The organism is Nocardioides sp. Z30_9, from assembly GCF_058215735.1.
In genome coordinates this window covers 688,290-705,877 of the sequence record NZ_JBZAJF010000002.1, presented here as the reverse complement: position 1 = coordinate 705,877, position 17,588 = coordinate 688,290, and the positions used below count along the sequence as shown (strand labels likewise).

Annotated in this window: 19 protein-coding genes and 3 tRNA genes; 8 read left to right on the top strand and 14 right to left on the bottom strand. The window is 72.2% G+C overall.

The features are described from left to right. The first annotated feature begins 47 nt into the window (after nucleotides 1-47). The 6 genes from AC4BGB_RS14075 to AC4BGB_RS14050 all read left to right on the top strand — a co-directional run bounded on the left by AC4BGB_RS14075 (nucleotide 48) and on the right by AC4BGB_RS14050 (nucleotide 2,870). A tRNA-Glu gene (locus AC4BGB_RS14075) sits at nucleotides 48-120 on the top strand. A gap of 75 nt (nucleotides 121-195) precedes the next feature. Continuing rightward, nucleotides 196-269: transfer RNA gene (locus tag AC4BGB_RS14070), tRNA-Asp, on the top strand. 128 nt (nucleotides 270-397) lie between these two features. Further along, entirely contained in the window at nucleotides 398-835 is a 438-nt protein-coding gene (locus AC4BGB_RS14065) for an SRPBCC family protein (RefSeq protein WP_490547505.1), read from the top strand. Then, a complete protein-coding gene (locus AC4BGB_RS14060) occupies nucleotides 832-2,421 on the top strand; it encodes a phytoene desaturase family protein (protein ID WP_490547504.1) in 1,590 nt (529 codons plus the stop codon). The genes AC4BGB_RS14065 and AC4BGB_RS14060 overlap by 4 nt, the downstream gene beginning before the upstream one ends. Then, entirely contained in the window at nucleotides 2,418-2,678 is a 261-nt protein-coding gene (locus AC4BGB_RS14055) for a hypothetical protein (RefSeq protein WP_490547503.1), read from the top strand. Before AC4BGB_RS14060 ends, AC4BGB_RS14055 begins: the two co-directional genes overlap by 4 nt. 115 nt (nucleotides 2,679-2,793) lie before the next feature. Then, a tRNA-Phe gene (locus AC4BGB_RS14050) sits at nucleotides 2,794-2,870 on the top strand. A gap of 122 nt (nucleotides 2,871-2,992) precedes the next feature. Here the strand turns inward: AC4BGB_RS14050 and AC4BGB_RS14045 are convergent. Then, a complete protein-coding gene (locus AC4BGB_RS14045; RefSeq protein WP_490547502.1) occupies nucleotides 2,993-3,778 on the bottom strand; it encodes a hemerythrin domain-containing protein in 786 nt (261 codons plus the stop codon). 162 nt (nucleotides 3,779-3,940) lie between these two features. Here AC4BGB_RS14045 and AC4BGB_RS14040 point away from each other — a divergent pair, with 162 nt between their 5' ends. Beyond that, a complete protein-coding gene (locus AC4BGB_RS14040) occupies nucleotides 3,941-4,558 on the top strand; it encodes an SGNH/GDSL hydrolase family protein (protein WP_490547501.1) in 618 nt (205 codons plus the stop codon). Between the two features lie 15 nt (nucleotides 4,559-4,573). Here the strand turns inward: AC4BGB_RS14040 and AC4BGB_RS14035 are convergent, their stop codons facing one another. Then, nucleotides 4,574-5,068, bottom strand: a complete 495-nt coding sequence (locus AC4BGB_RS14035; RefSeq protein WP_490547500.1) for a DUF1360 domain-containing protein — start codon at nucleotides 5,066-5,068, stop codon at nucleotides 4,574-4,576. A 69-nt stretch (nucleotides 5,069-5,137) separates the two neighbouring features. Then, entirely contained in the window at nucleotides 5,138-6,199 is a 1,062-nt protein-coding gene (locus tag AC4BGB_RS14030) for a CDP-glycerol glycerophosphotransferase family protein (protein WP_490547499.1), read from the bottom strand. A 147-nt stretch (nucleotides 6,200-6,346) separates the two neighbouring features. On the opposite strand from AC4BGB_RS14030, the gene AC4BGB_RS14025 reads away from it, so the two are divergent. After that, the gene (locus AC4BGB_RS14025; RefSeq protein ID WP_490547498.1) at nucleotides 6,347-7,300 is read left to right on the top strand and encodes a patatin-like phospholipase family protein; all 954 of its coding nucleotides are present in this window, start codon (nucleotides 6,347-6,349) and stop codon (nucleotides 7,298-7,300) included. Nucleotides 7,301-7,617: 317 nt separating this feature from the next. On the opposite strand, the gene AC4BGB_RS14020 is transcribed toward AC4BGB_RS14025, so the two are convergent. From AC4BGB_RS14020 to AC4BGB_RS13970, 11 genes are all read right to left on the bottom strand, one after another. Continuing rightward, on the bottom strand, nucleotides 7,618-7,830 hold the full coding sequence (locus tag AC4BGB_RS14020) for a BldC family transcriptional regulator (protein WP_027861851.1): 213 nt from the start codon (nucleotides 7,828-7,830) through the stop codon (nucleotides 7,618-7,620). A gap of 418 nt (nucleotides 7,831-8,248) precedes the next feature. Continuing rightward, nucleotides 8,249-8,455 (bottom strand): DUF3073 domain-containing protein, encoded by a 207-nt coding sequence (locus tag AC4BGB_RS14015; RefSeq protein WP_490547497.1) that lies wholly within the window; start codon nucleotides 8,453-8,455, stop codon nucleotides 8,249-8,251. 168 nt (nucleotides 8,456-8,623) lie between these two features. Further along, complete coding sequence (gene purM / locus AC4BGB_RS14010) at nucleotides 8,624-9,706, bottom strand: phosphoribosylformylglycinamidine cyclo-ligase (protein ID WP_490547496.1); 1,083 nt, start codon at nucleotides 9,704-9,706, stop codon at nucleotides 8,624-8,626. Further along, on the bottom strand, nucleotides 9,703-11,277 hold the full coding sequence (purF, locus tag AC4BGB_RS14005) for an amidophosphoribosyltransferase (RefSeq protein ID WP_490547495.1): 1,575 nt from the start codon (nucleotides 11,275-11,277) through the stop codon (nucleotides 9,703-9,705). Before purF ends, purM begins: the two co-directional genes overlap by 4 nt. Before the next feature lie 49 nt (nucleotides 11,278-11,326). Next, on the bottom strand, nucleotides 11,327-12,808 hold the full coding sequence (locus AC4BGB_RS14000) for a DUF6297 family protein (protein WP_490547494.1): 1,482 nt from the start codon (nucleotides 12,806-12,808) through the stop codon (nucleotides 11,327-11,329). Nucleotides 12,809-12,821: 13 nt separating this feature from the next. Further along, nucleotides 12,822-13,496, bottom strand: coding sequence for an ABC transporter ATP-binding protein (locus AC4BGB_RS13995; protein ID WP_490547493.1), 675 nt, complete (start codon nucleotides 13,494-13,496; stop codon nucleotides 12,822-12,824). A gap of 36 nt (nucleotides 13,497-13,532) precedes the next feature. Then, nucleotides 13,533-13,658 carry a hypothetical protein gene (locus AC4BGB_RS13990; RefSeq protein WP_490547492.1) on the bottom strand — a complete coding sequence of 42 codons (126 nt, stop codon included), beginning with the start codon at nucleotides 13,656-13,658 and terminating at the stop codon, nucleotides 13,533-13,535. Nucleotides 13,659-13,691: 33 nt separating this feature from the next. Continuing rightward, nucleotides 13,692-14,480 carry an inositol monophosphatase family protein gene (locus AC4BGB_RS13985; protein ID WP_490547491.1) on the bottom strand — a complete coding sequence of 263 codons (789 nt, stop codon included), beginning with the start codon at nucleotides 14,478-14,480 and terminating at the stop codon, nucleotides 13,692-13,694. 1 nt (nucleotide 14,481) lies between these two features. Then, the gene (locus tag AC4BGB_RS13980) at nucleotides 14,482-15,837 is read right to left on the bottom strand and encodes a dipeptidase (RefSeq protein ID WP_490547490.1); all 1,356 of its coding nucleotides are present in this window, start codon (nucleotides 15,835-15,837) and stop codon (nucleotides 14,482-14,484) included. A 9-nt stretch (nucleotides 15,838-15,846) separates the two neighbouring features. Beyond that, nucleotides 15,847-17,040 (bottom strand): AI-2E family transporter, encoded by a 1,194-nt coding sequence (locus AC4BGB_RS13975; RefSeq protein ID WP_490547489.1) that lies wholly within the window; start codon nucleotides 17,038-17,040, stop codon nucleotides 15,847-15,849. 81 nt (nucleotides 17,041-17,121) lie between these two features. Then, nucleotides 17,122-17,490 carry a sterol carrier family protein gene (locus AC4BGB_RS13970; RefSeq protein WP_490547488.1) on the bottom strand — a complete coding sequence of 123 codons (369 nt, stop codon included), beginning with the start codon at nucleotides 17,488-17,490 and terminating at the stop codon, nucleotides 17,122-17,124. Between the last annotated feature and the right edge of the window lie 98 nt (nucleotides 17,491-17,588).

The window sequence follows — 17,588 nt, the reverse complement described above, 5'->3', positions numbered from 1 at the left end:
TCGCCTATGCTGTCCCGGTTGCTCGCGGGATCCTCCGCGGGCGACAAGCCCCCATCGTCTAGTGGCCTAGGACGCTGGCCTTTCACGCCGGTAGCACGGGTTCGAATCCCGTTGGGGGTGCCGATTCGGAATGAGAGCCCCTTGTGGGTTAGCATTCCGGGGCTGCGCAAACGTGCGAGCAACGCACCAAAACCAGGCCCCGTAGCGCAGTTGGTTAGCGCGCCGCCCTGTCACGGCGGAGGCCGCGGGTTCGAGTCCCGTCGGGGTCGCAGAGACAACAGGAAACCCCCACCACCCGGTGGGGGTTTCCTGCGTTTCCGGGGTGTGGTCGACGTGGCCTTCGCCTCATCGACGCAGCTCGGGTGTGGGTCCCCCGGGCCGCGGGTACGGTCCCGCCATGATCAGTGTCGAGCGTGTCATCAACACCACTCCCGAACGCGTGTGGGACGTCCTGTGCGACGGCTGGCTCTACCCCCTCTGGGTCGTCGGCGCCTCCCGGATGCGTGACGTCGACCAGGACTGGCCGGCAGTCGGATCGCAGTTGCACCACTCGGTCGGGGTCTGGCCCGGCCTGATCAACGACGACACCGAGGTCACCGACTGCGAGCCGATGAAGACGCTCGGCATGCGCGCCAAGGGGTGGCCACTCCTGGGCGAGGCCCAGGTCCGGATGCACCTGTCCGCCGAGGGCGGCGGGACCCGGGTGGTGATGGAGGAGGACGCCGTCTCCGGCCCCGGCAAGCTCGTCCCGATGCCCGCCCGCGCTCCGGGCATCAAGTGGCGCAACGTGGAGAGCCTGCGCCGCCTGGCCTACGTCGCCGAGCGGCGTCGGTGACGTCGTACGACGCCGTCGTCATCGGCTCGGGGCCCAACGGCCTCGTCGCCGCGAACCACCTCGCGGACGCAGGGTGGTCGGTCCTGGTGCTGGAGGCCCAGCCGGACCTCGGCGGCGCCGTACGCAGCGCCAGCGACGTCCACCCGGACTTCGTGCACGACACCTTCAGCGCGTTCTACCCCCTCGCCGCCGCCTCCCCCACGATCAAGTCCTTCGACCTCGAGGACCACGGCCTCACCTGGCGGCACGCACCCGCCGTGCTGGGCCACCCGCGTCCCGACGGGGCGTGGGCGCTGCTGGACCGCGACCGGGAGCTCACCGCGCGCAGGTTCGAGGACGACCACCCCGGTGACGGAGAGGCCTGGCTCGAGCTGTGCCGGGTCTGGGACGTCATCGGCGACCAGCTGATCGGCGGACTGCTGTCCCCGTTCCCACCGGTGCGCGCCGGCCTGTCCGGCCTGCTCCGCCTGCCCCGGGCCGGGGGGCTGAACCTCGTGAGGACGCTGCTGATGCCCGTGATCGAGCTGGGGCGCAACCGGTTCGGCGGGGAGGGCCCACGGCTGCTCCTGGCCGGCAACGCCGGGCACAGCGACATCCCGCTGGACTCCCCCGGCTCGGGCCTGTTCGCGATCCTGATGACGATGATGGGGCAGACGGTCGGCTTCCCGGCCCCCGAGGGCGGCGCCGGAGAGCTCACCCAGGCCCTGGCACGCCGTCTGCGGGCCAACGGCGGGGAGATCCGGTGCTCGGCCCCGGTGGAGCGGATCGGCACCTCTGGCGGGCGAGCCAGCACCGTGCGCACCGCCGACGGCCAGACGGTCCACGCCCGGCGGGCCGTGGTGGCCACCGTCGTGGCTCCCACGCTGTACGGCGACCTGCTGGCGCCATCCGACGTACCCGACCGGGTCCAGCGCGGGATGAAGACCTTCCAGCTCGACCCGTCCACGATCAAGGTCGACTGGGCCCTCAGCGGCCCCGTCCCGTGGCAGGGCCGGCCGGCGGCCGACCCCGGCTGCCTGCACATCGCCGACAGCGTCGCCGACATGGCAGCCTCGCTCGGCCAGGTCTCGACCGGTCTGGTGCCCGCGAAGCCGTTCATGCTGGCCGGCCAGATGACCACCACCGACCCCACTCGCTCCCCGGCGGGCACCGAGTCGATGTGGGCCTACACCCACGTGCCCCAGAAGACCGACGGCGACGCAGGCGACGAGGGCCTGGACGGGGCCTGGGGCCACGACGACCTCGAGCGGTTCGCGGACCGGATGCAGGACCGCTTCGAGCGGCTCGCGCCCGGTTTCGGCTCCCTGGTGACCGAGCGCCGGATCCTGGGTCCGGCCGAGCTGGAGAGCAGGGACGCCAACCTGCTCGGCGGAGCGATCAACGGCGGCACCTCCCAGCTGCACCAGGAGCTGGTCTTCCGGCCCGTCCCCGGGCTGGGCCGGGCCGAGACCGGGGTGTCGGGCCTCTACCTGGGCGGGGCGTCTGCCCACCCCGGTGGCGGGGTGCACGGCGCTGCCGGGATGAACGCGGCCCGGGCGGCGCTGGCGCACCACCGGGTACGCCGGTTCACCGGACGGCGGGGATGACGGTCTACGTCGCCTGGACCACGGCCCTGCCCGAGGAGGACCTGCCCGGCCCGTGGACCGAGATCCGCGAGGCCGCCCCGGGGCTCCTCCTCGTGGAGAGCGACGACACCCTCTCCCGGGTCTTCCACGAGCTCAAGTGGGCGCTGCCCGAGGAGGACGCACCCCTGTTCGTCGCCCCCCTCGCGGCCACGCCCAAGCTGCGCGGCCTGGCTCCGGGGACGCTGTCCTGGCTGCGGGAGCGCACGTCGGCGCCATGAGCCCTCGGGCAGTCCCGGTTCGCGGGTGCCGAACCTGTCCGGTAGGGTTTCGCTCGCCTCTGGAAACAGCGGCTGACCTGTTCCGCGGCTCCGGCCGGGGTGCAGGAAGAGGTACGGCCAGGTAGCTCAGTTGGTACGAGCGTCCGCCTGAAAAGTGGAAGGTCCGCGGTTCGACCCCGCGCCTGGCCACCACCGAGAAACCCGCTGGCCAGACACCTGGCCAGCGGGTTTCGTGCGTCCACCCGCGTGACGAGCAGCTCCGGGCCGAGACGGGATCGTGCTGGAACGGGTAGTCCCGGAATGCTCACGCGTCGTCAGTGCAGGGAGGGTTCCGGGACGCGGGTGCTGGGGTGCTCGCCGTGGCGCATCACCGGGACCTGCTCGACCCGGCCCGCTGCCCGTCCCAGGGCTCTGCTGGCCCGCCTCAGGGTGGGTGCCGACCGGGGAGCCCGGTGGGCGGTGACCTCGCAGAGGTCGCGCAGGTTGTCGAGCACGGTGAGGGGCAGCGCGGCGATGGCGTTCCCGGGTGGGCGCCGGGCCACCACTGGGTGCGGCCGGGTGGGTGCGGTCCGGCGTACCGCTTCCCAGGCGACACCGAGCCGGCGCAGCTGTACGACGCTCAGGCGCTCCTGGAGGCCCGGCAGCAGGGTGTCCTCCTCGTCCCGGACGTCCTCGCGCAGCACGGCGACCAGCCGGTCGATCAGCCGGCGACGCGCCTCGGGGTCCAGCCCGCCACCGTCCGGCCCACCACCGTCCAGCCCACCACCGTCCAGCTGGGTGACGAGCTCGTTGACCTCCTGGTGCTCCTGCTCCACCTGCAGCGTCAGGGCCTCACCGTCCGGGAGCACCCGGCGGATCACCGGCCACAGCACGTACTCCTCGGCGAAGGCGTGCGGGAACACGAGCCGGTGGATGCGGATCAGGATCCGGTCCTCCTCGGCGCCGCTGGCGGCCTCCAGCCGGGTCAGCAGGCACTCGAGCCTGATGTGCTCCCGCTTCTGCCGCACCAGGACGCTGAGGGGTCCACCGAGCTGGGCCTCGTCTTGGTCGGCGAGGGACGTGCCGCGCGGCGCGCTGCGGCCCTCGGGGTACTGCTGCATGGGCCCTGCCTCCTGGGATGAGAACGGTCCGGGGTCGCGAAGGGTCGGGATGCAGCCGTCGTACCCATGGCCGATGCCGGCATGCCACCGGGGACCTCCGTCCCGTGGAGGCCCCGCAGCGACACCGCGCATGAGCGCCCACCCGTAGGGGTACTCATCGGCGTGTCCGTCTATCTCGCCGTGCTCGGCGACTCCATCGCTGCGGGCCAGGGCGCTACCCGCCCCGCCGACACCCTCGGCCCCCGGTTGGTCGCGGGGTTGGCCGAGCACGACGTGGAGGCGACCGCGGGGGTGTTCGCCAGCTCGGGTGCGCGCAGCAGCTGGCTCTCGGAGCAGGTCGACCGTGCCCTGCGGTGGTCGCCCCACGTGGCGGTCGTGGTGGTGGGATCCAACGACGTGAGCCACCGGGTGCCCCCGGAGCTGGCGGCACAGCAGCTCCGCGACGCCGTACGCCGCCTCCGGGACGCCGACGCACAGGTCGTGGTGGCACCGGCTCCCGACCTCAGCTCGGTGCCCTACGTCCCCACCGTCCTGCGCCCGGCCGTGAGCAAGGCGAGCAACGTGCTCAGGGCCCTGCAGGCCGAGGCGGTGCTCGCCGAGGGTGGGCGGGTGGCCGACTCGGTCGGTGCGACCTCGGTCGCCTTCGCCGCGGACCCGTCGCTGTTCTCCGCGGACCGATTCCACCCCTCCAGCGCCGGCTACGCCGTGATCGCCTCGGCCCTGCTGCCCGAGGTGCTCGCGGCCGTCGCCGAGCACCACGAGGCCCAGCACCGCACCTGAGCGGTCACGTGCGGCTCAGTCGGCCCGCAGCCGTGCGTAGGCCTGCTGCAGGGCGTCCGAAAGGGCGACGACGGCCAGGACGGCGGCCCCGGCCCGCGCGTGCCGCGGCGCCGCCGCCAGCCCGGCGACGTACCCGGTCCCCACCCACACGCCGAGGCAGAACGGGCAGGTGAGCAGCTCACCGATCGTGTGCCGGACCCCGTGGGAGCCGCGCGCGGTCTCCTCGTGCTCGGCGGAGCCGGCCGGTCCCTGGAACTCGGTGAAGGGGCTGCGCAGCGGACTGGTCACCGAGGCCTTGGACAGGATCCTGCTCAGCTTGTGGGTGGCCACCCCGCCGACCAGCAGGTCCTGGACGGAGTAGCGCTCCGGCAGCTCGCGACCGCTGGCGCGGGCGAGGAGGAGGAGCCCCAGCACCCCGGTGCCGTAGGTCGCCATCGTGCCGGTGAACCCCGCCAGGTCCACCTCACCCGTGGAGTCGTAGTCCCCGTTCAGGAACCAGGAAGTCGTCATGGCGGGGTGGGTACCCCAGCAGCCGGGGAGCACGCCGCGAGAGCACGCGGCGAAGGTCACATCAGAGGTTCACAGGCCGAGGTGGGCCAAGACCCTGTCGGTGGCGTGACCGTCCTCCAGCGCGGTGAAGGTGTCCCTGAACCCGGCGTAGCTCTCCGCGTGCGCCTCGAGGCCGACGGGCAGGCGCCGCAGGGTCTCGAACAGCTCCTCCTGCGTGCGTACGACGGGCCCCGGGGCGTTCTCGAAGAGGTCGAAGTAGAACCCGCGCACGGAGTCCCGGAAGCGGTCCAGGTCATAGGGGTAGAACACGATCGGGCGACCCGTGATCGCGAAGTCGAACATCACCGAGGAGTAGTCGGTGACCAGCACGTCGGCGGCGGCGTACAGCTCGCGCACGTCGCGGTAGTAGGAGACGTCGTGCACGCCGGCCACCTCGGGCATCCGCGAGCGGCCCGTCGCCAGGTTGTGCGCCCGCGCGAGCAGCACCTGACCCGGCCCCAGCGTGGCCGCGAACGCGGCCGGGTCGAGCGCGAACGGCAGCTCGCTCGTCGGGTCGCCGAAGACCTGGTCGTCACGCCAGGTGGGCGCGTAGAGCACCGTGGTGACGTCCTCGGCGATGCCGAGCTCGGCCCGCACCCGGGCGCCGATCTGCGCGAGGTCCGGCGAGCCGAGCAGGTCGTTGCGCGGGTAGCCCGACTCCAGCACCTCGCCGGTGTAGCCGAACGCGCCGCGCAGCCGCGGGGTGCTCACCGGGTTGGGCGAGAGCAGCAGGTCCCACCGGGCGATGTCCTGGTCCAGCCGGTCCAGCCTGCCGGGCGGAGCCCACAGGACGTCGTAGTGGATGCGCTTGAGCGGCGTGCCGTGCCAGGTCTGCAGGTAGGTCGCGTGCCGGGGCTTGGACCACTCCACCTCGGTATGGGTGTTGGCGATCACCAGGTCCGCGGACTCCAGGGCCTTCCGTGCGTGCGGTCCGTCGATGTCGACGGTCTCGACGTCCTCGGGGAAGGCACCGAGGTGCTCGAGGTCGGCCAGCCAGACGTGCTCCAGGTCCTGCCTGGACCGGAGCCGCTCGTGGAGTGCTCGCGGGCTGTCGGAGTACCGGCCATGGAAGCTGTTGTAGACGATGCGCACGGACCACCTCTCTTCCTGCGCAGTCTCGCAGGTGTCACATCAACCCCAACTCCACTACTTCCCTTATTTCGCCTCATACCGGACATGGTTTACGTCATAGTGGCGAGACCGGGGGGCGGCAGCGGTCGACTACGCGGGGAGGCGTTGATGAGGACCTGGCCCGGCTCCAGCGGTTCCCCGTCGAAGGACGCGTGCCCGCAGGACCCGTCCCCCACCGAACGCAACGTGTTCGTCCTCTCCGGAGGAGCCTCTCGCGGCGCCGTCCAGGTCGGGATGCTGGCCGTGCTCCTGGAGCACGGGATCGTCCCCCACGCCTTGGTGGGCACCTCGGTCGGCGCCCTGAACGCCGCCTTCCTCGGCTACCGCGCCGACCACGACCGGACTCGCGAGCTCACCTCGCGCTGGCTCGCGCTGGGCACCCGCGACATCTTCCCCGGAGGCACCCTCACCCGGGTGGGCCACCTGCTGCGACAGCGCCCCTACCTGTTCTCCTCCGCCGCCCTGGCCCGGCTCATCGCCGAGTGGGTGCCGGCGAGGAACCTGGAGGACCTCGCCACACCGGTCCGCGTGGTGACCACGCCCCTGGGCGGCTCCGCGGCGGTCTATCACCGGCACGGCAGGCTCGACCGGCTGCTGCTTGCCTCGGCTGCGGTGCCCGCAGTCTTCCCGCCGGTCGTGCTCCCCGCCAGCTGTGGACACCCCGGACCGCACGTGGACGGAGGCGTGGCCGACCTCGTCCCGGTCACTGGCGCCGCCGACCTCGCGCCGACGCGCGTGTTCGTCCTGGACGCGAGCGTTCCGGCACGGCTGCCCAGCGGGCGTACGCCGGTGGACGTGCTCGTCGCCAGCCTGGGCGTGGCGACGCGCGTGCGCCCGGAGCCGGACCTGGGCCTGCACGTGGCCGTGCACCGGATGCGGACCCCTGACCGGGGCGTGCGCATGACCGACTTCTCCTGCACCGCACGGCACATCGCCGACGGCCGGGCCGCCGCGATGCGGGTGCTGGACCAGATCGCCGAGACCCGCGAGGTGCGGGTCGAGCCACCGGTGGCACCCCGACGCCCCGCCCTGCGGCTCTGGGACCGTCGCAAGCTCGTCTGAGCGCCGGTCACCGCACGCCAGGAGCGAGCCGGTCGACCGCCCCCGGACATGACGACCGGGTCGTCCCGACGGTGGCGGTGCGATCGGGCCGACCCGGAGATACGGCTGTCCGGCCGGCGAGAGGAGTGGTGCCCCTAGGAGGAGATCACGACGATCGCGCGAGCTTCCCCACGAGCGGGTCTCACTGGGTTCCACACCTTCGCCGGAGCCACCCGATCCGACCGTGGTGCGGCCGGCACGAGGACCGGCCGCCTGGCCGAGGGGTGACTCCTACCCGAGAAAAGTACGTACTGATCGAGACCGAGCAAACGGCTCGATCAGTCGCGTGCGCTGCGCTGAGCCGGGATGACGTCGCCCAGCAGCTCCTTGACCTCGGACTCGCGGTAGCGGCGGTGGCCGCCCAGCGTGCGAATGGCGCTCAACTTGCCTGCCTTGGCCCAGCGCGTGACCGTCTTCGGGTCCACGCGGAACATTGCAGCCACCTCAGCAGGTGTGAGGAGGGATTCTGTTTCGGTCGGTCGCGTTACCACGGCGCTCCCCTTTGGTACTTGACATCGGAGCTCTCTGCTCTGGTTCGAGTGTGCCATCGGGCCTGATGGCGTGAAACATGAAATGTCCGGATTCCCGAAAACGGCCGTAAATCGGGCGATCCAGTCTAGACCAGTCAGGATCCACCCTTGACTGAGCTACCTAAACCGTGCAATCGGCCCAAGACCGACATATCTCATGGTATAGCACCGGAGCAGCGCAGGTCGCGTCCGGCCCGCCTCGGGCACAGGGCCGGGCAGGCGGCATCGAACGCCGCGGATTCGGGGGTCCGGGGAACGCAGGAGGTCCCGAGGTCCCCGGGTTCCGGAGAGAGTCTCCTCAGCGCGAGTCCGTCACCCGGGCCCCACACCCGTCGTCGAGGACGGGCCTAGGTGGGACCAGGGTGACGGCTGGTTGGAGTCAGTCTCGCGAAGTGGTGTCGGAGTAGTCCGCCCACTTGTCGTACTCGTCGGGGTCGACGGCATCCACCGGCTCGGTACGCCTGGCCGGTGCCGATTCGCTCCCGTGGAGCTCCTGAGCCAGAGACGCGAAGTCCGTCTCGTGGGTCTGGTACTTCAATTCGCGAGCAACCTTGGTCTGCTTCGCCTTTGCCCGGCCGCGCCCCATGGGTGGCCCCCTCGCACGTTTGGCCGGCGCCGCCGAGGGCTGCCGGTCGGAGTTGTCTGTTCGTCTGACAACCCTAACCGGCCGGTGGTGATTCCCGCACGTCGGCCCGCGAAGTGGGCAGCCTGAAGTTTCTCCGCGCCGCTGCCGGCGTGGCGAAAGTCTCGGACCTCAGACGTGGTTGCCGTGCAGCGTGACGCGTGCCTGGTCCTCGTCCGCGGTGCTCTCGGCCAGCTCGACCGTGCCTGCCGCCCAGGCCTCGATGCCGTGCCCGGCGAGCAGGGAGATCGCCCGGTCGACGTCGTGCGCAGCGGTGAGGGAGACCATTCCGACACCGCAGTTCAGCGTGCGCTCGAGGTCGTCGCGCGGGACGTCGCCGGCCTCGGCGACCAGGCGGAACACCGGGGGCAGCGACCAGGTGGTGCGGTCCAGCGTCGCGGCGAGCTCGACCGGCAGCACCCGCTCCAGGTTGGCCGCGAGGCCACCGCCGGTGATGTGCGACATCGCGTGCGTCTCGGTCTCCCGCGCCAGGTCCAGGCAGGCCTTCGCATAGATCCTGGTGGGCTCCAGCAGCTCCTCGCCGAGGGTGCGGCCGAGGTCGTCGACGTGCTGACCCAGCTTCCACTGCGAGGGGCCGGAGAGGCCGTCGGGGAACAGCGTGTGGCGCACCAGGGAGTAGCCGTTGGCGTGCAGGCCGCTGGAGGCCATCGCGATCACCACGTCGCCCGGGCGCACCCGCCCGGGGCCGAGCAGCTGGCTGGCCTCGACGACTCCGGTGGTGGACCCGGCGACGTCGTACTCGTCAGGACCCAGCAGGCCGGGATGCTCGGCGGTCTCGCCGCCGATCAGGCCGCAGCCGGCGACCACGCAGGCCTCGGCGATGCCCTTGACGATGGCTGCGATCCGCTCCGGCACGACCCGGCCGGTGGCGATGTAGTCGGTGAGGAACAGCGGCTCGGCGCCGCAGACGACCAGGTCGTCGACGAGCATCCCGACGAGGTCGAACCCGATGGTGTCGTGCTTGTCCAGCGCCTGTGCGATGGCGACCTTGGTGCCCACGCCGTCGGCCGAGCTGGCCAGCAGCGGCTGGTCGTAGGCCTTGAGCAGGGTGGCGTCGAAGAGGCCTGCGAAGCCGCCGATCCCGCCGATCATCTCGGGTCGCCGCGCCTGCTCGACCCACACCTTCATCAGCTCGACAGCCTTGTCACCGGCATCGATGGAGACACCGGCCTGTTCGTACGTCGTACCGCTCATGGTCGCCTCAGTGCGTCAGGGGCTCCGCCACCGGCAAGGGAGGTGGCGAGGCCGTCGGAGTCGAGCAGGGGGGCGCTCTCGAGCAGGTGGTTGCCGAGGAACTCCGGCTCCGGCAGCTTCACCGGGTAGACACCGTCGAAGCACGCCCGGCACAGCTTCTCCGCGGGCACGGTCGTGGCCTCGATGAGCTGCTCGAGCGAGATGTAGCCCAGGGAGTCGGCATCGATCGAGGAACGGATCTCCTCGGTGCCGAGGCCGTTGGCGATCAGCTCGGCCCGGGTGGCGAAGTCGATGCCGTAGAAGCACGGCCACTTCACCGGCGGGCTGGCGATCCGGACGTGCACCTCGCGGGCACCCGCCTCGCGCAGCATCCGCACCAGCGCACGCTGGGTGTTGCCACGCACGATGGAGTCGTCGACGACCACGAGCCGCTTGCCCTCGATCACGTCGCGCAACGGGTTGAGCTTGAGCCTGATCCCGAGCTGGCGGATCGTCTGGCTGGGCTGGATGAACGTGCGCCCCACATAGGAGTTCTTCACCAGTCCCATGCCGTAGGGGATCCCGCTCGCCTCGGCGTACCCGATGGCTGCGGGGGTGCCGGACTCCGGGACCGGGATCACCAGGTCCGCGTCGGCGGGGAAGTCCTGGGCCAGCCGGCGGCCGATCTCGACGCGCACGCTGTGGATGCGCTGTCCGGAGATGCGGGTGTCCGGACGGGCCAGGTAGACGAACTCGAACAGGCAGCCCTTTGGCGCGGCCTCGGCGAAGCGACGGGTGCGCAGGCCCTGGTCGTCGATGGCGACCATCTCACCGGGCTCGATCTCGCGGACGTAGGAGGCTCCGACGATGTCGAGCGCCGCCGTCTCGCTCGCCACCACCCAGCCACGCTCCAGCCTGCCGAGCACGAGCGGCCGGATGCCCTGCGGGTCCCGGGCGGCGTAGAGGGTGTTCTCGTCCATCCACACGAACGAGTAGGCACCCTTGAGCTTGGGCAGCAGCTCCGCCGCGCGGTCCTCGAGGGTGGTGTCGGGGTGGTAGGCCAGCAGCGCGGTCACCAGCGAGGTGTCGTTGGTGCTGGTCTGCAGCTTGTGTGCGTTGAAGTCGAGCTCGTTGCCCTCGGCCGGCAGGTCGGCGATCAGCTGCTGGAGCTCGCCGGTGTTGGTCAGGTTGCCGTTGTGGCCCAGCGCGATGGACCCGTCGGCCGTGGGCCGGAACGTGGGCTGGGCGTTGTGCCAGATGCTGGCGCCGGTGGTGGAGTAGCGCGAGTGGCCGATCGCGAGGTGCCCCTGGAGGGCCGCGAGGGTGGACTCGTCGAAGACCTGGGAGACCAGGCCCATGTCCTTGTAGACCAGGATCTGGCGACCGTTGCTGACCGCGATGCCCGCCGACTCCTGGCCACGGTGCTGCAGCGCGTAGAGGCCGTAGTAGGTGAGCTTGGCGACGTCCTCACCCGGGGCCCAGACACCGAAGACGCCGCAGGCGTCCTGTGGTCCGCGCTCGGCCGGATCGAGGTCGTGATTCAGGCGTCCGTCTCCACGACGGCGTGCCCCGGGGTTCGCTGGGCTGACCACGTCGCCGAGTGTACGTGCCCACGGCCCCGGCTCGCGCCGACGGTCCGGGTTACTCGCGTCCGGTCAGGTAGGACAGCACCGCGACGACGAGCAGCACCGAGACGAACGCCCCTGTGAGCGTCGGTGAGAACAGCACCGGCGCCGCGGTGAGCAGCAGGATGTCGAAGCCGCGGACCACGCTGCCGTAGAGGTTTGTGGGCACGCCACCAGCGGGCGTCGAGACCAGCGGCCGGGAGTAGTCGGGTGGGCGCCCGGTGACCCAGCGCACGGCCCCGGCGAGCGCGCACGCGCCGATGGTCAGGCCCAGCACGACCGCGTCGGCCCAGAGGACGTCGAGGCCGCGGTGCAGTGCGGGAGCGGTGGCCAGGCCGAACAGCAGCAGGGCGACACCGGGTACGACGAGCGTGCTCGACCGGGTGGTGGAGTCCGGGAACGGCATTGCCCGGACCAGGCTCGGCGTGCGGGTCAGCACCCGCATCCCGGCCAGCAGGGGCAGCCCGGCGAGGAAGCCGGCGAGGGCGCCGAGCAGGAGCAGCACCCGGCCCGCGCCGGCCGTCTCGGCGGCGTACGGCAGGGCGACGGCGCCGGCCAGCAGCACCAGGGTCTGCGGGCTGCGGCGCACCCGGCTGAGGTCGCACCACACCAGCGCCGCCGGGCCGCTGGGCCCGCCCCGACGGGGACGGACGGCGTCGTGACGGTTCCAGCGGTGCGCGAGGAGCACGTCGTAGAACAGCGCGAGGTCCAGGGTCGCCAGGGCACCGGAGAGCCCGGGGGCGAGGGAGCCGCCGGGGGCCACGGCGTGCCGGCCGAGGCGACCGACCCGTCGTACGGCGAGGACCAGCGCAGCGGCAGCCACGAGCCCGATCACGGCGATCCCCGACCACGAGGCCGTGTCCATCGCGGTGGGCGGCGACCAGCGCGGCCACGCACCCGCGGCCACCAGCACCAGGCCGGTCCAGACGAGGACGCCCAGCACCCAGGTGAGCAGCCGCGCGCCGGTGCCGGAGCCCGACTGGGACAGCGCCGCCAGGCAGACCACGGCGAGCGAGAGCAGCGCGGCCGCGACGCTGAACGCCAGCAGCGGGTGCAGGCCGAACCCGCCGAGCGTGCTGGCCGCGGCGGCGAACAGGCCACCGAGGACCGCCGCGATCGCCGTGGTCCGCAGCAGCCGGGGGCGCAGCAGGCTGGCGCGGTCCACGGGGGCGCTGAGCAGCCAGGACCCGACGGCCGGGGGGACGAAGACCGGGCCGAAGATCCGGGAGAGCGTGAGCACGAGCACCAGGACGCCCAGCGCGACCAGCCACGGCAGGGCGGCGCGCGCCTCCTGGCAGCCGCCGACCGTGCACGCCTCCTCGGTGACCAGGCGCAGGTTGACGATGACGCTGACCACCATCGAGCCCAGCACCAGGGCGGAGAAGATCATCACGTAGGCGTCCTCGATCGCCTCGCTGATCTTGGTGTCCACCCGCCCGCGCCGCCAGTGCCGGATGTCGCCGCGGAGGTCCTTGACCTCCTTGCTCGCGGCGCTCATCGGCGTGCCGGGGTCACGCGGGCTCGCCGATCACGACCACGCGGTCGGCGACCGCCTCCACCAGCTCCGGCGCGTGACTGGCCATCAGGACGCCGAGCCCGTCGGCCTTCTCCCGGTTGAGCCGGGCGGCCAGCCACTCCAGGCCCGCGGTGTCCAGGCGCTGCTCGGGCTCGTCGAGGACCAGCAGCCGCCTCGGCCGGACGAAGGCGCTGGCCAGTGCCAGGCGACGCTTCTGGCCCGAGGACAGGGTGCCGGGGAGCTGGCCCGACTGCGGCATCAGGCCGAGCTCGTGGAGGACCTCGTCGACGACCTGCTCGGCGTCCGGGACCCGGTGGGCCTTGGCGAACAGGTCGAGGTGCTCGACCACGCTCAGGTCGGGGAAGAAGTCCATGTCGTCCATCACGACCGAGAACGCCGACCGCACCCGCGGCGAGCGCTCGTCGAGGGGCTCGCCGTCGAGCTCGATCGTGCCTGCGGTGGGCTTGTCGGCCCCGGTGATGCAGCGCAGCACCGTGGACTTGCCGGCCCCGTTGCGCCCCACCAGCGCGACCGCGCTCCCCGCGTGCACGTCGAGGTCGAGCCCGGTGATCACCTCGACGTCCCCGAAGTTGCGCACCAGCCCCCGCACCTGGAGCAGCGCAGGAGCCGCCGTTGCCTTCGGGGTCTTCTTCTTCTTCTTCGGGGGCACGACCGACAGGGTGCCAGAGGGGGCGGGGCGAGCAGGTCACCTGTTCTCGGCGCCGGCCTTGATCGCCTCGCGGATCCGGTTGTGGGTGCCGCAGCGGCACACGTTGCGGATCTCATCGAGGTCCGTGTCGGTGACCTCGTCGGTGGGCGCGATGTCGGCCACCCGGTGAGGCCGACGACGTCGCGGTCCGGGGTCCTACGACTGCGGCCAGAGCCCGTCGCAGGCCTCGCGCGCGGCCTCCAGGGTGGCCGGGTCGGCGGCCACGATCAGGCCCGCCCCGCCGGAGCGGGCGTCGTACGGCGTGCCGTCCCGGTGGGCGCTGGCGCCGCCCGCCTCCCGGACCATCAGGGTCCCGGGCAGGTGGTCCCACGGGAAGGTGTGCCCGTAGAGCAGGTAGTCGGTGTCCCCCTCGATCAGCTTGGGGTAGTCGATCCCGCAGCACACCCAGGAGCCGATCAGGGCGGGCAGGCCCGCGGGCTGGCGGCCACGGCGCGACCAGATCGACGTGGCGCCCTGCGGCTGGTCACCGGCAGGGGCGCGGTGGAGCGGCTCGCCGTTGCGTCGTACGCCGGCACCGTGCTCGGCGACCCAGGCGATCTTGTGCTCGGGCTGCCAGATCCAGCCGCGGACCGTCTCGCCGTCGACCACCTCGGAGAGCATCACGGCGTGGTCGGGAGAGCCGTGCACGAAGTTCTTGGTGCCGTCGACGGGATCCACGGTGAAGCCGTGCCCGGCCTCCCGGAAGCGGCGCAGCAGGTCCTTGTCCTCGGAGTAGGCCTCCTCGCCGAGCACCACGGAGTCCGGGTAGGCCTCCAGCAGGGCCTGCGTGATCAGCTCCTCGGCCTCCCGGTCGGCGACCGTGACCAGGTCGCCGGGGTTCTTCTCGTCGATCTGGGCGTCCGAGAGCGAGCGGAACCGGGGGGTGATCACCTCGGCGGCGACCGACTGCATCAGCTCGAGGACCGCCTCGGTCGTGAGTGCCACCTCAGACCTCGAGGGTGGCCAGGTCGGCGAGGAGCAGCGCCTCGGCCAGGCAGACGCGTTCGAACTCCGCGAGGTGCAGTCCCTCGTTGGCGCCGTGCGCCCGCGTGTCCGGGTCCTCGACGCCGGTGACGAGCACGCTGGCGTCGGGGAAGCTCTGCAGGAACTCCGCGATGAACGGGATCGAGCCGCCGACCCCCATGTCGATCGGGCGGACGCCGTCCCAGGCCTCGGCGAAGGCGTCGCGAGCCGCGTCGTACGCCGGCCCGACCGCCTCGATCAGGGTGGGCTCCCCCTTGTCGGTCACCGAGAACGAGAGCTCCGCGCCCCAGGGGACGTGGGCCTCCAGGTGCCGGCGCAGGCACTCGATCGCGTTCGCCGAGGTGTCCCCCGGTGCGACCCGCACCGAGATCGCGGCGCGGGCGGTCGGGCTCAGGGTGTTGCTGGCGCCGTCCACCCTGGGGGCGTCCAGACCGGTGATCGTCAGCGCGGGCTTGGTCCACAACCGCTCCACCGCGGTGCCGGACCCGATGAACTGCACGCCGGGCGCGATCCCGGAGTCGGCCAGCAGCCGCTCCTCGGGGTAGTCCACGTCCGCCGCCGGGCCCGCGTGCAGCCCGGCCACGGCGACGTTGCCCTCGTCGTCGTGCAGGGTGGCGAGGAGCCGGGTCAGGGTCATCAGCGCGTCGGGCACCAGCCCGCCCCACATGCCCGAGTGGACCGCGTGGGTCAGGGTGCGTACCCCGACGTCGATCGTGGCCAGGCCGCGCAGGCTGGTGGTCAGCGCGGGGACGCCGACGTCCCAGTTGGCGGAGTCGGCGATCACCATCACGTCGCAGCGCAGGAAGTCGTGGTGCTGCTGGAGCAGGGCCGGCAGCGTCTCCGAGCCGACCTCCTCCTCGCCCTCGACGAACATCGTCACGCCCACGTCGAGGTCCTCGCCGAGCGCGCGCACGGCGGCGAGGTGCGCGGCGATCCCGGCCTTGTCGTCGGCGGCGCCGCGGCCGTAGAGACGGTCCCCGCGCTCGGTCGGCTCGAACGGCGGCGAGTCCCACTCGGCGGGGTCGTTCTCGGGCTGCACGTCGTGGTGGGCGTAGAGCAGCACCGTCGGCTTCCCGGGGGGCGCGGGCTTGCGGGCCAGTACGGCGGGCGCGCGACCGTCCTCGTGGGCGCTGACGACCTGCACGTCCTGGAAGCCCTCGCCGCGGAACAGCTCGGCGACGGCCTCGGCGCTGCGTCTCACCTCGGCCGCTCGCGCCGGGTCCGCGCTCACGGACTGGATCCGGACCAGGTCCTCGAGGTCCTGCCGGATGCGGGGCAGCTCGGCGCTCACTCGGGAGCGCAGGTCGTCTCTCTCCATGCTCCGAGCCTAGGTCGCGGGTTCGCCCGGGACCTCATCGGCGGCGTCGCCGATGGGATTCTCCTCCTGCTCCGGAGGTGGTGGCGGCCCCGCGGGCGGTGCGCTGCGACTGGTGACCTGCTCGTCGAGGTAGCGCACCACCACGGCCGCGACGGCGACTACCGGCACGGCCAGGAAGGCGCCGGTGATGCCGAACAGCGTGGACCCCAGGGTGACCGAGAGCAGCACCACGGCGGCGTGCAGGTTCATCGACTGCGACTGCAGCCACGGGGAGAGCACGTTGCCCTCCAGCTGCTGCACCACGACGATCACGCCCAGGATGATCAGCGCCCCGGTGACCCCGTTGGACACGAGTGCCACCAGCACCGCCACGGCGCCGACCACGAACGCGCCCACGATCGGCACGAAGCCGCCGAAGAACGTGAGCACCGCCAGCGGGATCGCGAGCGGCACTCCGACGATCAGCAGCCCGGTCCCGATGAAGACCGCGTCGATGGCCGAGACCAGCGCCTGGGTCCGGATGAAGCCGCCCAGCGTGGACCAGGCGCGCGTGACGACCTCGGCGAGGTGGGGGCCGGCGGAGGGACCGGCGAGCCGGCGCAGCCAGGGGATGAAACGACGTCCGTCCTTGAGGAACAGGAAGGTGAGGATCAGGCTGATCACGAGGGTGATGCCGGCGTTGCCGACCGCGGAGACCCCCGTGAGCACGCCGGAGGCGATCTTGCCCGCCGACCCGGTCACCTTCTCCTGGAGGCTCTCCAGGGCTGTGTTCACCTGCGCGGCGGAGACGAAGTCGCTCTCCTTGACCCAGTCCCCCAGCCGCTGCAGGCCCGCCGTGGTGTCGGAGACGATCTGGTCGGACTGGCCGACCACCGACGGCGCGATCGCGAACCCGACGCCGACCAGGACCGCGATGGTGCCCAGCAGCGCCGCCGCGGCCGCGAGGCCGGCCGGGAACCGGAACCGGTCCCGGAGCATCGCGGCCAGGGGCGCCAGCACGGTGGTGATCACCAGGGCCAGCAGCACCGGGAGCACGATCCCCCACGTCCTCTGGATCACCAGGCCCAGCAGGACGACGCCGAGAGCGATCGAGACCCAGCGCAGGCTCCAGCGGGCGGTCCAGGCGATCCCGTCCCCGATCACGTGCTCGCGCTGCTTCAGCCCGGGCGGGTCGGCGGCCGCGGGCACTGTCGTCTCGGACACGGCCCGATCCTTCGCACTCATGTACCCGAGGGTGTCAGGCAGGCCCAGCGGCCCACAACGCGCACCCGCCGGGGCGGCGCCTCAGTCCTCGGCCGGCGGGCTCGTGAGCGGCAGGTAGGCCGACAGGTCCGCCCGCTGCCCGGAGGCCCGGATCCTGCCCTCGGACATCGCGTCGGCCCAGGAGACAGTGCCGGTCGCGAGGCCGATCCAGGTGACCGCGTCGAGCTCGACCACCGCAGGCGGCGTACCCCTGGTGTGGCGGACGCCCGGGATCACCTGCGCCGCGGCGTACGGCGGCACCCGCACCTCCACCGACTTCCCCGGCGCCCGCTCCGCCAGCACCGCGAGGAAGTGCTTGCTCAACAGCTTCAGGTCAGCCCGCGTCCGCTCCTCCCGCCCCAGTGCCTCCGCGACGGCCACCGGGTCCTGGAGCTGCAGATGCGTGGGCACTGGACCACGGTATCCGCGCCGGGGACCCGGGACCCGACCGGATAGTCCGAGACGTTTCCGTTGCCGATCGGGCCGAAGTACGACGGTTCCGTCTCGGA